Source organism: Succinimonas sp. (genome assembly GCF_045225735.1).
In the GTDB taxonomy this organism is placed as follows: domain Bacteria; phylum Pseudomonadota; class Gammaproteobacteria; order Enterobacterales; family Succinivibrionaceae; genus Succinimonas.
This window is the reverse complement of sequence record NZ_JBGVBR010000249.1, coordinates 25625-40344: the sequence shown is the minus strand read 5'-3', so window position 1 is coordinate 40344 and position 14720 is coordinate 25625. Positions and strand designations below refer to the sequence as shown.

Genomic DNA, 14720 nt, shown 5'->3' with positions numbered 1-14720 from the left:
CTGTGCAAGGGTTATAAGACTCGTAAGAACAAGCGTACTGACAAGTATATTGTCCGTCGTCGTGATAAGTAATTTTTTTAAAGAGGTATTACCATGCCACGTTCGCTCAAGAAAGGTCCTTATTTAGACCAATCCTTGCTGCAGAAGGTAGAGAAAGCGATGGAAAGCGGAGACAAGAAGCCTATTAAGACCTGGTCCCGTCGTTCAATGATCATCCCTAAAATGATCGGTTTGACCATCGCTGTCCATAATGGTCGTCAGCACGTACCTGTATATGTAACTGACGAAATGGTTGGTCACAAGCTGGGCGAGTTCGCTCCTACCCGTACTTTCCGCGGCCACACTGCTGATAAGGCTGCTAAATAAGGATTTGTAATGGAAGCTAAAGCAATTCACCGCTATGCCCGTTCTTCAGCTCAGAAGACTCGTCTTGTGGCTGATCAGGTTCGCGGTTTGCCTGTTGGACAGGCCGTTAACATTCTGCAGTTTAGCCCCCGCAAGGCTGCTGCGATTGTTTTGAAAGTATTAAAGTCAGCTGTCGCCAACGCTACTAATAATCTTAGCGCTGATGCTGATGATCTGTTTGTTTCTCAGATTATGGTTGATGAAGGCCCTTCTCTCAAGCGTATGATGCCCAGAGCCAAGGGTCGCGGAGATCGCATTACCAAGCGTACTTCCCACATCACCGTAGTGGTTTCAGACCATCGTTAGGAGTGCACTATGGGTCAAAAAGTTAATCCGAACGGCATTCGCCTGGGAATTACCAAGCAGTTTAATTCTGTATGGTATGCAAATACAGCGGACTATGCTGACAATCTTAAGTGTGATTACGAAGTGCGCGAGTTCATTAAAAAGGAGCTCAAGGATGCTTCAGTATCCAAGGTAGTAATTGATCGTCCTGCCAAGTCTATTCGTGTAACAGTATTTACTGCCCGTCCCAGCGTTGTTTACGGCGTGAAGGGTGCCGGCATCGAGAAGCTCAGCAACGGCATTTCTAAGATTGCCAAGGTTAAGAGCGCTCAGATTGTTGTGCAGGAAGTACGTAAGCCGGAACTGGATGCTCAGCTTGTTGCTGCAAACATTGCCGAACAGCTTGAGCACCGCGTTATGTTCCGCCGCGCTATGAAGAAGGCTATTCAGAATGCCACCAAGGCTGGCGCTCTCGGCGTTAAGATCGAAGCATCCGGCCGTCTCGGCGGCGCTGAAATCGCCCGTTCCGAATGGCTGCGCGAGGGTCGTGTTCCTCTTCATACTCTGCGTGCCGATATCGACTACGCAGTGGCAGAGGCTAAGACTACTTACGGCATTATCGGTGTTAAGGTATGGATTTTCAAAGGCGAAGTTCTTGGCGAGCTTCCGCTGGAGAACGAAGCTGATAATCAGCAGAATACCAAGGCTCCTAAGAAGAACAATCATCGTGGCAACAAAGCTCCTGCTCGTGATTTTGCCAAAGCTGATAAGTAAGGAGATCTACAATGTTACAACCAAAGCGTACTAAGTATCGCAAGACGCAGAAAGGTCGTAATCGCGGTCTTGCTTATGCAGGCGGCGATGTAAGTTTCGGCCAGTTCGGTCTTAAAGCTGTAACCCGCGGTCAGATCAATGCCCGTGAAATTGAAGCCGCCCGTCGTGCTTTTACACGTGCCATCAACCGTGAAGGTCAGGTTTACATTCGCGTATTCCCTGACAAGCCCATTACTCAGAAGGCACTTGGTGTTCGTATGGGTAAAGGCAAGGGTACTGTTGAATACTGGGTTTGCCCTGTTCAGCCGGGAAAGGTGCTTTTTGAGCTTGGCGGCGTATCTGAGGAAAAGGCTCGCAGAGCTTTCACTCTCGCAGCTGCTAAACTCTCGGTTCAGACCACTTTCGTAGTTAAGGCGGTATTATAATGTTAGCCAGTGAACTTAAAAACAAGAGTGCTGAAGAACTGAAGAAGCAGCTCTCCGAACTTTTAGAACAGCAGTTTAAGCTTAAGTATCAACTTAGGATTGGCAGTCTCAAGGACGTTTCTCAGCTGAAGAAGATTCGCCGTGATGTTGCCCGTGTTAAGCAGATTTTAGCAGCTCAGGCTGCCAAGGTAGGTGAGTAATGGCAGAATCAGCACGTACTCTGCAGGGTGTAGTGGTCAGCGACAAGATGATGAAGGCTATCGTTGTCGCAGTGGAGCGCAAGGTAAAGCATCCGCTTCTCGGAAAGATTATCAAGCGTACCACCAAGTTCCACGTACAGGATGTTAACAACACTGCCAAGGAAGGCGATATCGTTGAAATCAAGGAGACCCGTCCGGTTTCCAAGACTATTGCCTGGACTCTGGTTCGTGTAGTTAAGACTGCGTCTTAATTTTAAGAACTTTGTTCATGTTGAAGGGAGGGAGACCTCCCTTTTTTGCTTTTTGAAAAAAAATCGTGTTTTCACCCCAAATAAATGATGATTTTTATCACAAAGTTGTGTTATCATGCAGCACCTTTTGTTTATACGCAGAAGGCTGATTGTTTTTTTTAGTTATAACGGAGCATTATCATGATCCAGATGCAGAGTACGCTAGATGTCGCCGATAATTCTGGCGCTCGTAGTGTAATGTGTATTAAGGTTCTTGGTGGTTCACATCGTCGTTATGCCGCAGTAGGCGACGTCATCAAGGTTTCCGTAAAGGAAGCAATTCCCCGCGGAAAGGTCAAGAAGGGTGACGTAGTTAATGCCGTTGTTGTTCGTACCAAGAAGGGCGTTCGTCGTCCGGATGGTTCTGTCATTCGTTTCGACAGCAATGCTGCTGTGCTTCTTAATGGTTCCTATGAGCCTATCGGTACTCGTATTTTTGGACCTGTCACTCGTGAACTTCGTACTGAACGCTTCATGAAGATAGTTTCCTTAGCACCTGAAGTACTTTAAGGAGTTGAAACAATGTCAGCAAAAATTCGCAAGAATGACGAGGTTATTGTTATCGCTGGTAAGGATAAGTCCAAGACCGGTAAGGTTAAGACTGTTCTCACCAAGGAACATAAGGTTATCGTCGAAGGCGTTAACGTTGTTAAGAAGCATCAGAAGGGAAGACCCCAGTTTAATATTCCCAGCGGAATTATTGAAAAGGAGATGCCCATTGACGTTTCTAACGTTGCGATTCTGAATCCTTCCACCAAGAAGGCAGATCGTATTGGTTTCAGAATTGAAGACGGCAAGAAGGTTCGTTTCTTCAAGTCTAATAATGAACTTGTTAAATAATTGGAGTTTACAATGGCGAAACTGCATGATGTTTACAGACAAGAAGTAATCAAGAAGCTTTCTGAGAAGTTTGGTTACAAGACTGTCATGCAAGTCCCCAGAATTGAGAAGATTACCCTCAATATGGGCGTTGGTGAAGCTGTAGATGACAAGAAGGTTTTGGAGAATGCCGTTAAGGATATGGCAGCTATCTCCGGTCAGAAGCCTTTGATCACCAAGGTTCGTAAGTCGGTTGCAGGCTTTAAGATTCGTGAGGGCTATCCTATCGGCTGTAAGGTTACCTTACGCGGCGAACGTATGTGGGAATTCCTTGAGCGTCTCATTAGCATTGCCATGCCCCGTATCCGCGATTTTCGCGGCGTGAGCAGCGAGTCCTTTGACGGCCGCGGCAATTACTCCATGGGTGTTCGTGAACAGATCATTTTCCCGGAGATTGATTTCGATAAGGTTGATGCGGTGCGTGGTCTCGATGTAACCATTACCACTACTGCCAAGACCGATGAAGAGGCTCGCGAGCTTCTTGCTGCTTTCAATTTCCCGTTCCGTAAGTAAGGGTAAAGAATTATGGCAAAAACTTCTATGAAGAATCGCGAAGCAAAGCGCGCATTTCTTGTAAATAAGTACTTTGAAAAGCGTCAGAAGCTTAAGGCTATTGTATCTGATGTTAACTCTTCCGATGATGAACGCTGGAATGCCATTGTAGCGCTGCAGAAGCTGCCGCGTGATTCAAGCGTGGTACGTCAGCGCAATCGTTGCTGCATCACAGGTCGTCCTCATGGTTTCCTCCGTAAATTCGGCATGTGCCGTAATATGGTTCGCGAACACATGATGAAGGGCGAAATTCCGGGTCTTAAGAAGGCCAGCTGGTAATTCAGGGAGATTAACTTATGAGTATGCAAGATCCTATTGCGGATTTACTGACTCGCATTCGTAACGGCCAGGCGGCTGGCAAAGTTGCTGTAACTGTTCCGTCTTCCAAGATGAAGCTGGCTATTGCCAACCTTCTCAAGGAAGAAGGCTACATTTCAGATGTTAAGGTAACCGGTGACGTTATCAAGACTCTTGAAATCGGGCTTAAGTATTACAACGGCAAACCCGTTGTTGAGCTGATCCAGAGAGTTTCCCGTCCTGGTCTTCGTATCTACAAGTCCTGCCAGAATCTTCCTAAGATTCAGAATGGTCTTGGCATCGCTGTTATTTCTACTTCCAAGGGCCTGATGACCGATCGCGCTGCGCGCAAGAACGGCGTAGGCGGAGAAGTCATTTGCTACGTAGCTTAAGGAGTAAATAATGTCAAGAGTCGCAAAAGCTCCTGTGGTTATTCCTGCAGGTGTTGAAGTAAAGCTTGAGGGTCAGGTACTGACTGTGAAGGGAAAGAGCGCTGCTCTGACTCTTAATGTCAATCCTGCCGTTAAGGTTACTTTTGAAGATAATGAACTTAAATTTGCTCCTGTTGATGAGTCCAAGAATGCCAACGCTCAGTCCGGTACTGCCCGCGCTCTTGCTCATAACATGGTTGTCGGTGTGACCAAGGGGTACGTGGTTAAGCTTATTCTCAAGGGAGTTGGCTACCGCGCTCAGGCCAAGGGCAACACGATAACTCTTAATTTAGGTTATTCAAATCCTGTTGATTACACTGTGCCTGAGGGAATTAAGGTGGAAACCCCTTCCCAGACTGAAATTAACATCAGCGGCGCAGATCGTAATTTGGTAGGACAGGTTGCTTCTGAAATCCGTTCTGTCAGAGCTCCGGAGCCTTACAAGGGCAAGGGTGTTCGTTATGCAGACGAAGTCGTTCACATTAAAGAAGCTAAGAAGAAGTAGGAATACGCAATGAATAAGAAAGTATCTCGTCTTCGTCGTGCCACTAGAGCACGTGCCAAGATGCGTGAACTGGGTGCTACCCGCTTGGTTGTTTTTCGTACTCCGCGTCATATTTACGCTCAGGTAATTAACGACGAAGGCAATGTTATCGCAAGCGCTTCCACTCTTGAGAAGTCTCTTGCAGGTCAGGTTAAGTATACCGGTAACAAGGAAGCCGCAGCTCTTATTGGCAAGACCATTGCCGAACGCGCTGTAGCCAAGGATGTTACCACCGTATCTTTTGATCGTTCAGGTTTCCAGTATCACGGCCGTGTTGAGGCTCTTGCTCAGGCTGCCCGTGAAGCTGGTCTTAAGTTCTAAGGTGGTTGAGAATGGCTAAAAATGAAAACCAGGCTAACACTGAAATGCAGGAAAAGTTAGTTGCTGTAAATCGTGTTGCTAAAGTTGTAAAGGGCGGTCGTATTTTCTCTTTCACCGCTTTGACTGTTGTTGGTGATGGCAAGGGCAGAGTTGGTTATGGCTACGGCAAGGCAAGCGAAGTTCCTGCAGCTATTGCCAAGGCTATGGATCAGGCTCGCCGTGATGCAAATTCCCGCAGCCGCATCGAGCTTAACGAAGGTACTCTGTATCATGAAGTTAAGGGATCTCATGCCGGTTCCACCGTGTTCATGAAGCCTGCCTCTGAAGGTACCGGTATTATTGCCGGCGGCGCTATGCGTGCGGTTCTCGAAGTTGCCGGTGTGCGCAATGTGCTTGCAAAGGCATATGGCTCCACCAACCAGGGTAATGTTGTTCGCGCTACCATTCGTGCTCTTTCCTCTGTAAGATCTCCTGAAGATGTTGCTGCAAAGCGCGGTCTTACTGTAGAGCAGATACTTGGAGTATAAAATGGCTGACAAAACTCTTAAAGTTACTCAGATTCGCAGCTCTATCGGCAGAAAGCCTCAGCATCTTGCGATTCTGAAGAATCTTGGCTTGCGGCATATCCGTCATACTGTCGTTGTACCTGATACTCCGATTATCCGCGGTATGCTTAATAAGGTTTATTACATGATCAAGGTGGAGGAATAAATGCGTCTCAATGATCTTTCTCCAGCTGCAGGTTCCAGAAAGAAGGCAGTTCGTGTAGGCCGTGGTATTGGTTCTGGCATTGGCAAGACCTGCGGTCGCGGTATCAAGGGCGCCGGTGCGCGCAAGAGCGGCGGTACTCGTCCGGGATTTGAAGGCGGTCAGATGCCCATCAAGATTCGTCTTCCTAAGTTCGGCTTCTTTTCTCGTATTGCAGCCGTTACTACTGAAGTCCCTCTTAATGAGCTGAACAAGCTTGAAGGTGATGTTGTTGACATGCTTACTCTTAAGCAGGCTGACATCATCGGCGAGAAGTACGAGAATGCTAAGATTATCCTGTCCAAGGAGCCTAAGATTTCTCGCGCTTTCACCGTTAAGGGAATTCGTGTAACTAAGGGTGCCAGAGCTGCCATTGAAGCAGCAGGCGGCAAGGTTGAAGAATAAGGGTTGAAGTAATGGTAGCAAGACCAGGCCAGACAGGCAAAACCAGCAATGAATTAGTGAGCCGCCTATTGTTTGTTTTTATAGGTCTCGTTATATTCCGTCTGGGATCTTTTGTTCCTGTTCCTGGAATTAATACAGACGTTCTTGAGAAGATGTTTTCAGAACAGAGCGGCAACGTTCTGGGAATGTTCAACATGTTTTCAGGCGGCGCTCTGTCTCGTGCCTCCATTTTAGCCCTTGGTATTATGCCGTACATTTCGTCCGCAATTATTATTCAGCTGATGGCGGTAATCAATCCGACATTGGCTGAACTTAAGAAAGAGGGCGAATCCGGCAGACGTACTTTAACCAAATACACCCGCTGGGGAACTCTGTTTCTGGGCCTGTTGCAGTCCGTGGGCATTGCTTACGGTCTGCCGAACATGATTCCGGGTCTCGTTGACGAGGTTAATATGGGATGGCAGTTCATGGTAGTTGCCACTGTCAGTCTTACTGCCGGAACCATGTTCCTGATGTGGCTCGGCGAGCAGATTACTGAGCGGGGTGTCGGAAACGGTATTTCGCTTCTCATTTTTGCCGGTATCGTTGCGGGACTTCCTCATGCTCTGGCCGCTACCTTTGAGCAGGTTCGTCAGGGGGATCTTTCAATAATTGGCATCCTTATAATTGCACTGGTTGTTGTTTCTGTTACATATTTTGTAGTGTTTGTGGAACGCGGACAGCGCCGCATCCCTATAAATTATGCCAAGCGTCAGAACGGTAATCGTTTTTATAATCCGCCTTCGACTCATTTGCCGCTGAAGCTTAATATGTCTGGTGTTATTCCGGCCATCTTCGCTTCAAGCATAATTCTTTTCCCGGGCACCATCGTGGCCTGGTTAGGAAATGGTCAGGGACCTGTAGCTAATTTCCTTCAGGAAGTTTCCATGCTGTTGCAGCCCGGTCAGCCTTTGTATGAAATTCTTTATGCTACGGCAATTGTCTTCTTCTGCTTCTTCTATACTGCGATGGTGTTCAATCCTCGTGAAATAGCGGACAATCTGAAGAAGAGCGGCGCTTTTATTTCCGGTATTCGTCCTGGCGAGCAGACTGCCAAGCACATTGACAAGGTAATGACAAGGTTGACTTTAGCCGGTTCGGTGTACATGGTTTTTGTATGCCTTGTGCCGCAGCTTCTGATGACCTGGTTTAATGTACAGTTCTACTTCGGCGGAACTTCATTGCTGATTATCGTTGTGGTTATAATGGATTTCATTGCTCAGCTTCAAAGCCATATGGCAACATATCAGTATGGCGATGCTTTGAAGAAAGCAAATTTAATAAATTTTGGTCGATAGACCTTCTTTGGACAAAGGAGTCTAATCATGAAAGTTGGTGCTTCAGTAAAAAAATTCTGTCGTCATTGCAAGATTGTACGTCGCGGCGGTGTTGTTCATGTGATTTGTACCAATCCTAAGCATAAGCAGCGTCAGGGTTAATTTTCTTAATTTGTGTCACATTTTTGTTGCAATTTAACTGCAGGGTGTGTATATTATGCTCCTTGCAGTTTTTTTGTGTGCACTAGAGATCCTCGTGTATCCTGACGGGCTTTACGAGGATTGTTTTTTTAACTTGATTTTAGGAGTTTATAGTGGCCCGTATAGCTGGTATTAACCTTCCTGATGACAAGCATGCAGTTATTGCTCTGCAGTCTATTTATGGCGTAGGCCCTACTACTGCCAAGAAGATTCTTGCAGATGCCGGCGTTAATCAGGATGCGAAGTTTAAAGACCTTGATGAATCTGTCCTTGATAAGATTCGTGAACAGGTTTCCAATTACACTGTTGAAGGCGACCTCCGCCGTGAGGTTTCCATGAACATTAAGCGCCTTATCGATCTTGGCTGCTATCGCGGCATTCGTCATCGCCGCGGTCTTCCGGTTCGCGGTCAGCGTACCAAGACCAATGCCCGTACCCGTAAAGGCCCGCGCAAGGCTATCAAGAAGTAAGCGAGGATATTGATAATGGCAAATAATGAACAGAATCGTCGTCGTTCCAAGAAGCAGGTTGCTGATGGCGTAGCCCATATTCATGCTTCTTTCAACAACACCATTGTTACCATTTCCGATCGCCAGGGCAATGCTCTTTCATGGGCTACCGCCGGCGGTTCAGGTTTCCGTGGTTCCCGTAAGTCTACTCCTTATGCCGCTCAGGTTGCTGCTGAACGCGCCGGTGAAGCTGCCAAGGAATTTGGTGTAAGAAATCTTGAAGTTCTCGTTAAGGGACCTGGCCCCGGCCGCGAATCCACCATTCGCGCTCTTAATGCCATTGGTTTCAAGATTACCAACATTACCGATGTTACTCCAATTCCCCACAATGGCTGCCGTCCCCCCAAGAAGCGTCGTGTATAGTTTAACTGGTATTTTGGAGATAGATTAAATGGCTAGATATATTGGACCGTCTTTAAAGCTTAGCCGCCGTGAAGGTTGCGATCTGTTTTTAAAGTCCGGTGTTAACACTTACGAAAAGAAGTGCAAGAAGGCTGAAAAGCTTCCTGGCGTTCATGGCGCTGACAAGCCCCGCGCTTCTGAATATGGCACTCAGCTCCGCGAGAAGCAGAAGGTGCGCCGTCTTTATGGTATTCTGGAGCGTCAGTTCCGTAATTACTACAGAAAGGCAAGCCAGATGAAGGGCAATACCGGTGAAAACCTGCTGCAGCTTCTTGAATCCAGACTTGACAATGTAGTATATCGCATGGGTTTTGGTTCCACCCGCGCCGAAGCTCGTCAGCTGGTAAGCCATAAGGCAATTCAAATTACCCTTAAGGGCTCTGAGGTTGCCAGAACTGTTAATATTCCTTCCTATCAGGTTCCTGAGGGAGCAACTGTTTCTGTACGCGAGAAGGCAAAGAACCAGGATCGTATCATTACTGCTCTTGATCTTGCCACCAAGCGTGAAAAGCCCGAGTGGATTGACGTTGACGTAGATAAGAAGTCCGGCGTGTTTAATCACAAGCCTGAACGTTCTTCTCTGCCGTCTGATATCAAAGAACAGCTCATCGTCGAACTCTACTCCAAGTAATTTGGTCTCGCAAAGAGGATATAATTTTGGGTTCTGTAACAGATTTTTTAAAACCTAGAAAGGTTGGGATTTCTTCGGTTTATCCGAATCGCTCTCATGTTTCTCTGGAACCATTGGAACGCGGTTTTGGTAATACTTTAGGACATGCTTTAAGACGCGTGCTCCTGATGTCCCTGCCTGGCTGTGCCATCACTCAGGTTAAAATCGAGGGTGTTGAGCACGAATATAGTATTAAGAGCGATATTCAGGAAGAGATTCTCGAAGTGCTTCTTAATCTTAAAGGTGTGGCTGTAAATATTATGGACGAAAATCTGAGCGACGTTACCGTTTCTCTGGTTAAGTCCGGTACAGGACCTGTTTACGCAAGCGATATTAAGCTTCCTGAGAATGTGCAGGTTTACAACCCTGAGCACGTTATCTGTCATTTGAATTCGTCAAAATCATCCATTGAGATGACCCTGCGGATTCAGAGAGGATGCGGCTACGTGCCGGCCACTTCGCCGGTGCGTCAGGCAGAGGCCCGTGAGCCCGGCACTATTCTTATTGATGCTTCCTATACCCCGATCCGGTATTTTTCCTATGAGGTTCAGTCTGCTCGTCTCGAGCAGAGAACGGATCTTGACGGACTTGAGATCGAGGTTGAAACCAACGGAGTTATTGATCCGGAGGAAGCGATCAGAGAAGGAGCTTTGCTGCTTCGTGAACAGCTATCTTCCTTTGTAGATTTAGATGCCGTTAAGGTAACTGCTCCTGTTGAACAGGCTCAGGCTCCTGTATTGGATCCGGCCCTCCTGAGATCGGTAGACGATCTGGAGCTTACTGTTCGTTCAGCCAATTGCCTTAAAGCAGAATCCATTCACTTAATTGGTGATTTGGTTCAGTGTACCGAGGTTGAACTTCTTAAGGCCAAGAATCTTGGTCGCAAGTCTCTTAATGAGATTAAGGACGTTCTGGCCCAGAGAGGTCTTTCTCTTGGTATGCGCATTGAGAATTGGACTCAGGCTCTGAATTCCCAGACCAAATCATAAGATTTTTTTTAGAAGGAAAAGTGTCATGCGTCATCGTATGAGCGGCCGTCAGTTGAGCCGCAACACCAGTGCGAGAGTTGCATTGCTCCGTTCGCTTACTGTAGCTCTTTTCAGAAGAGAAACCATCAGAACTACTCTTCCCAAGGCTAAGGAGCTTCGCCGCTATGCCGAACCTCTTATCACCAGAGCTAAGGTTGATTCCGTAGCTAATCGCCGCCGTGTTTTTGCAGTTCTGCGCGATCGTGAAATTGTTACCAAGCTTTTTAACGATATTGCCCCTCGTGTTGTTGCCCGCGAGGCAGATCCTGCCAAGGGCAAGGGCGGATATACCCGCATTTTGAAGTGCGGTCTCCGTCCCGGAGATCGGGCTCAGATGGCTTTCATTTCTCTTGTGGATGTTAAGTCTGAAGAACCTGCCGCCGAGGCACCCTCTGCTGAATAAGCGTATCTAGACAGGAGCCCCGTTTTTGTCGGGGCTTTTTTGCTTATATCCGAAAAGCCCCTTTTTGATGTAAAATTAACAGCTGATGAATAATTTTTTTTCATCAGTCATTTTCCGTGTATCGGTTATTATCCGGTAATTACAATTGAGGAATCTGCCTTGGACTTCGTTAAAGATTTTTTTAAGCCTCAGGAAGCAAGGATTGAAAGTATCTCTGATACTCAGTCAAAGATTGTTCTTGAGCCTTTCGAACCTAACTTCGGTCTGACTCTTGGTAATGCTCTTAGGCGTATACTTCTTTCCTCCATGCCTGGATCAGCCATTTATTCGTGTGAGATCAATGATGTCAATCACGAATACACCACCAAGGAAGGACTGCAGGAAGATATTCTCATACTTCTCTTGAATCTCAAGAAGATTGCCGTTTCCATTGATAACATTTCAAGAGATGATGCTGTGCTTCAGCTTCGTGTTAATGATCCCCTGGCTGAAGATGACGGCGTGCTTAATTCCAAGACTGATTACGTTGGCCCCATTACCGCCGGGGATATTTACTGTCCTGCCGGTGTTACCATTCATAATCCCGAGCTTGTTATCTGCCATATCACCAGCAGAGCCATTCCCTTCAGAATGAAGCTCCATGTGAACCGCGGCAGAGGCTTCCTGAGAGGCGATCTTCGCGGTCATCCCGAAGGCGATGAACGTTTTGTGGGCCGTCTCATGGTGGATGCCACCTACAGTCCGGTGGTCAATGTTGCTTATACGGTGAGCAAGTATAACGATCCCAATGGCCGGGATGATCTGGAATCTCTGACCATTAATCTCACCACTGACGGAACCATTACCCCGCAAATGGCCCTCCGCCGAGCTTCTACCATTTTTTACGAGCAGCTAAATACCTTTATTGACATTCATTCCGAATCCGAAACCACCGCCAAGGTTGTCGAGGAGCCCAAGATTGATCCTAAGCTTCTCAAGACCGTTGAGGATCTGGAGCTTACCGTGCGTTCGGCCAATTGTCTTAAGGCTGAAGGCATTCGCTATATTGGCGATCTGGTTCAGAAGACTGAAGTGGAGCTTCTTAAGACTCCTAATCTCGGTAAGAAATCTCTTACTGAAATCAAGGATGTTCTTGCCAAGGAAGGCCTCTCTCTCGGCATGCGCCTTGATACCTGGCCTCCTCAGGATGAGGATGATCTCCTGGATTAGTTTCTGACATCCGGCGCATCAGATTATTAAAAGCCTGTTCTCCTTCGGGGGCAGGCTTTTATTTTACGTGCCGGGGCTATCTTTTGCTTGTTCACATTTTTGCGATCCTCTTTCTTCTAGTATTCGTTATTGCCTCCCCTTTTTCTTTATAATTTTTTCAGTGTCTCTGATTTTGTATGACCCTCTCCTGATGTCATATCCTTAGCAGATGTTTTTGTTTTCGAGGTCAATTTAAATTATGAATAAACTTTGCATTACTGCCATGGCTGCAGCGATAGCATTCGCCGCTGCCGGATGCAGCAGCGATTCCGCTTCGTCATCCACTGCTTCTAAAGCATCTCAGGTTACCGGTAAGCTCACCACGCCTGTATTTGTTAAGGTAGACGGAAAATCTCAGGGCGGAGACAGCGAATTCAAGCTGGGCAAAACCAGCAATATCTATCATGCCACGGCCTTTATGGACAAGGGGCAGCATAAGATTCTCATTGCAGATGCCAAGGATACCTGCGGCACCAAATTCGGCCCGGCCGCTGCTCAGGCTCTCACCTTCGGCACTACCGCGCAGATGGATAAGTGCGCCAAGAATGAATTTACCATCAATGTTGTTCTTAAAGGCAACTATGACTTTACTCTTGACTACACCAAGGATGCTCCTTCGGTAAAGGTGCTCCGCAGCACCAAGAAGGTCGAGGTTAAGAGACAGCCGCCGCAGATTGCCTGCGACAAGTGGGACGGTGGTCCGGTTACTGCCAATGTGGGCAAGGCCTTCCCCAACGGCACCACGGTCAGGGATGCCTATTCAGGGGCTACTGCAGTGGTCAAGGGCGGCAAGGTCACCATGACTCCGGCTCCCGAAAGCGAAGGCATTCTGCTTCTGGAGGAAGCCAAGTCCTATTCTCAGGCTCCGTTCAGCTGGGATAACGCCAATGTTTATTTCATGCTTCCGGATCGTTTCTACAACGGCAACAAGTCCAATGATAATTCCTACGGCCGCAAGAAGGACGGCAAAAAAGAAATCGGCACATGGCATGGCGGCGACTTCGCCGGTATAACCCAGAAGCTTGATTATCTTAGGGATCTGGGCGTAAACGCCATTTGGGTAACTCCGATTGTGGAGCAGGTGCACGGCTTTGTCAGCGGCGGCGCCGAGGGATCCTTCCCGTTCTATGGCTACCATGGTTACTGGGCTCTTGATTTTACCAACATTGACAAGAATCTCGGCACCGAAGAGGAATTCCAGAGGTTTGTGGATGAAGCCCATAAACGCGGCATTCGCATTCTGGTGGATGTTGTTATGAACCATGCCGGTTATGCTACGTTAAAGGATCTGCAGGATATCGGTCTTCGGGAGCTGGTTCGGGATCCTGATTCTCTCCCGGCTGACTGGTCCGATTACAAGCCCAAGGGCCTCTATGCTACCTGGGGCAGCATTAATGGCGTTATCGACTACAAGACCAAGGCCTGGAAGAAGTGGTGGGGCCCCGAGTGGGTGCGCGCCGGTCTTCCCGGTTATGATGAACCCGGGGTGGACGATCAGAATATGGCCGTAGGCGGTCTTCCAGATTTTAAGACCGAAAAGAAGACGCCGGTGAAGCTTCCGGAGTTCTTTAAGAACAAGAAGGACACCAAGGCCGTGGATCTTCCTAATGCCTCCATTGTTGACTACCTGGTAAGCTGGCACACCTATTATGTCCGCAAGTTCGGCGTTGACGGTTTCCGCTGCGACACTGTGAAGCATGTTGATCCTTATGCCTGGAAGCAGCTTAAGACCAGCGCCACCAAGGCTCTCAAGGAATGGAAGGCTGAGAATCCTTCCAAGAAGATCGACGATACTCCTTTCTTCATGGTGGGCGAGGTATTCGATCATGGCGTTTCCCGGGATCTCTGGTATGACAACGGCTTTGACAGCCTCCTGAACTTTGACTATCAGAAGGAATCCATGACCGCAGCGCAGTGCATGAAGGAAGCTGACGGTATTTATGCCAAGTATGCCAAGTCCGTGCAGCAGAAGGGCTTTAATATCCTGTCCTACATTTCTTCTCATGATACCAAGCTGTTCTTTGCGGATTATCAGGACTTCGATCTTCAGAAGCGCACTGCCAATTCCTTCCTGATGCTGCCGGGACAGGTGCAGATTTACTACGGTGACGAATCCGGCCGTCCTCTTATGAAGGATGACGGCGTTGTGGATCAGTCCCTGCGTTCTGACATGAACTGGGCAGATCTGGACAAGCCGGAATACAAGGATCTTATTCAGCACTGGGCCAAGCTCAACAAGTTCCGGCTGAATCATCCTGCTGTAGCCGAGGGCACGCACACCAAGCTGTCTGCCAGTCCCTATGCCTTTATGAGAAAGAAGGGCAACGACAAGGTGGTTATCGTTTCTGCCGGCCGCAAGTAATTTGATGCTTTTATAGCTAAAAGCTG

General features: G+C 47.7%; 25 protein-coding genes. All 25 read left to right on the top strand.

Annotated features, from left to right (window positions below; genetic code table 11):
- Positions 1-93 precede the first annotated feature (93 nt).
- The 25 genes from rpsS (at position 94) to ACJROR_RS08840 (ending at position 14694) form a co-directional block, all read left to right on the top strand.
- Positions 94-366, top strand: a complete 273-nt coding sequence (gene rpsS, locus ACJROR_RS08960; protein ID WP_406546806.1) for a 30S ribosomal protein S19 — start codon at positions 94-96, stop codon at positions 364-366.
- Positions 367-375: 9 nt separating this feature from the next.
- Positions 376-711 (top strand): 50S ribosomal protein L22, encoded by a 336-nt coding sequence (gene rplV, locus ACJROR_RS08955; protein WP_406042611.1) that lies wholly within the window; start codon positions 376-378, stop codon positions 709-711.
- Positions 712-720: 9 nt separating this feature from the next.
- Positions 721-1464 carry a 30S ribosomal protein S3 gene (gene rpsC, locus ACJROR_RS08950; RefSeq protein WP_406042613.1) on the top strand — a complete coding sequence of 248 codons (744 nt, stop codon included), beginning with the start codon at positions 721-723 and terminating at the stop codon, positions 1462-1464.
- Between the two features lie 11 nt (positions 1465-1475).
- On the top strand, positions 1476-1889 hold the full coding sequence (rplP, locus tag ACJROR_RS08945) for a 50S ribosomal protein L16 (RefSeq protein WP_019000750.1): 414 nt from the start codon (positions 1476-1478) through the stop codon (positions 1887-1889).
- A complete protein-coding gene (gene rpmC / locus ACJROR_RS08940) occupies positions 1889-2089 on the top strand; it encodes a 50S ribosomal protein L29 (protein WP_406042616.1) in 201 nt (66 codons plus the stop codon). The genes rplP and rpmC overlap by 1 nt, the downstream gene beginning before the upstream one ends.
- Positions 2089-2340, top strand: coding sequence for a 30S ribosomal protein S17 (gene rpsQ / locus ACJROR_RS08935; RefSeq protein ID WP_406042618.1), 252 nt, complete (start codon positions 2089-2091; stop codon positions 2338-2340). Before rpmC ends, rpsQ begins: the two co-directional genes overlap by 1 nt.
- A 180-nt stretch (positions 2341-2520) precedes the next feature.
- The gene (gene rplN / locus ACJROR_RS08930; RefSeq protein ID WP_406042620.1) at positions 2521-2889 is read left to right on the top strand and encodes a 50S ribosomal protein L14; all 369 of its coding nucleotides are present in this window, start codon (positions 2521-2523) and stop codon (positions 2887-2889) included.
- Positions 2890-2901: 12 nt separating this feature from the next.
- Positions 2902-3219, top strand: a complete 318-nt coding sequence (gene rplX, locus ACJROR_RS08925; protein WP_406042622.1) for a 50S ribosomal protein L24 — start codon at positions 2902-2904, stop codon at positions 3217-3219.
- Positions 3220-3231: 12 nt separating this feature from the next.
- Positions 3232-3771, top strand: a complete 540-nt coding sequence (gene rplE / locus ACJROR_RS08920; RefSeq protein WP_406042624.1) for a 50S ribosomal protein L5 — start codon at positions 3232-3234, stop codon at positions 3769-3771.
- Positions 3772-3783: 12 nt separating this feature from the next.
- Positions 3784-4089, top strand: coding sequence for a 30S ribosomal protein S14 (gene rpsN / locus ACJROR_RS08915; RefSeq protein ID WP_406042626.1), 306 nt, complete (start codon positions 3784-3786; stop codon positions 4087-4089).
- 17 nt (positions 4090-4106) lie between these two features.
- Positions 4107-4499, top strand: coding sequence for a 30S ribosomal protein S8 (gene rpsH / locus ACJROR_RS08910; RefSeq protein WP_406042628.1), 393 nt, complete (start codon positions 4107-4109; stop codon positions 4497-4499).
- 10 nt (positions 4500-4509) lie between these two features.
- Positions 4510-5043, top strand: coding sequence for a 50S ribosomal protein L6 (rplF, locus tag ACJROR_RS08905; RefSeq protein WP_406042630.1), 534 nt, complete (start codon positions 4510-4512; stop codon positions 5041-5043).
- A gap of 9 nt (positions 5044-5052) precedes the next feature.
- On the top strand, positions 5053-5403 hold the full coding sequence (rplR, locus tag ACJROR_RS08900) for a 50S ribosomal protein L18 (protein ID WP_406042632.1): 351 nt from the start codon (positions 5053-5055) through the stop codon (positions 5401-5403).
- Between the two features lie 11 nt (positions 5404-5414).
- Positions 5415-5930 (top strand): 30S ribosomal protein S5, encoded by a 516-nt coding sequence (rpsE, locus tag ACJROR_RS08895; RefSeq protein WP_406042634.1) that lies wholly within the window; start codon positions 5415-5417, stop codon positions 5928-5930.
- Position 5931: 1 nt separating this feature from the next.
- Positions 5932-6114: a 50S ribosomal protein L30 gene (gene rpmD / locus ACJROR_RS08890; protein ID WP_406042636.1), complete on the top strand. Its 183-nt coding sequence runs from the start codon at positions 5932-5934 to the stop codon at positions 6112-6114.
- The gene (rplO, locus tag ACJROR_RS08885; RefSeq protein ID WP_406042638.1) at positions 6115-6555 is read left to right on the top strand and encodes a 50S ribosomal protein L15; all 441 of its coding nucleotides are present in this window, start codon (positions 6115-6117) and stop codon (positions 6553-6555) included. It begins immediately after the preceding gene.
- An 11-nt stretch (positions 6556-6566) separates the two neighbouring features.
- The gene (gene secY, locus ACJROR_RS08880) at positions 6567-7892 is read left to right on the top strand and encodes a preprotein translocase subunit SecY (RefSeq protein ID WP_406042640.1); all 1326 of its coding nucleotides are present in this window, start codon (positions 6567-6569) and stop codon (positions 7890-7892) included.
- A gap of 27 nt (positions 7893-7919) precedes the next feature.
- Positions 7920-8033: a 50S ribosomal protein L36 gene (rpmJ, locus tag ACJROR_RS08875; RefSeq protein WP_084761404.1), complete on the top strand. Its 114-nt coding sequence runs from the start codon at positions 7920-7922 to the stop codon at positions 8031-8033.
- Positions 8034-8185: 152 nt separating this feature from the next.
- On the top strand, positions 8186-8542 hold the full coding sequence (gene rpsM, locus ACJROR_RS08870) for a 30S ribosomal protein S13 (RefSeq protein ID WP_406042643.1): 357 nt from the start codon (positions 8186-8188) through the stop codon (positions 8540-8542).
- Between the two features lie 15 nt (positions 8543-8557).
- Positions 8558-8944, top strand: coding sequence for a 30S ribosomal protein S11 (gene rpsK / locus ACJROR_RS08865; protein ID WP_406042645.1), 387 nt, complete (start codon positions 8558-8560; stop codon positions 8942-8944).
- A 28-nt stretch (positions 8945-8972) separates the two neighbouring features.
- Complete coding sequence (gene rpsD / locus ACJROR_RS08860; protein WP_406546805.1) at positions 8973-9614, top strand: 30S ribosomal protein S4; 642 nt, start codon at positions 8973-8975, stop codon at positions 9612-9614.
- Between the two features lie 23 nt (positions 9615-9637).
- Positions 9638-10642, top strand: a complete 1005-nt coding sequence (locus ACJROR_RS08855) for a DNA-directed RNA polymerase subunit alpha (protein WP_406042711.1) — start codon at positions 9638-9640, stop codon at positions 10640-10642.
- Positions 10643-10667: 25 nt separating this feature from the next.
- Positions 10668-11084, top strand: a complete 417-nt coding sequence (gene rplQ, locus ACJROR_RS08850; RefSeq protein ID WP_406042649.1) for a 50S ribosomal protein L17 — start codon at positions 10668-10670, stop codon at positions 11082-11084.
- A gap of 159 nt (positions 11085-11243) precedes the next feature.
- On the top strand, positions 11244-12293 hold the full coding sequence (locus ACJROR_RS08845) for a DNA-directed RNA polymerase subunit alpha (RefSeq protein ID WP_406042651.1): 1050 nt from the start codon (positions 11244-11246) through the stop codon (positions 12291-12293).
- 238 nt (positions 12294-12531) lie between these two features.
- Positions 12532-14694: an alpha-amylase gene (locus tag ACJROR_RS08840; protein WP_406546804.1), complete on the top strand. Its 2163-nt coding sequence runs from the start codon at positions 12532-12534 to the stop codon at positions 14692-14694.
- Positions 14695-14720 lie beyond the last annotated feature (26 nt).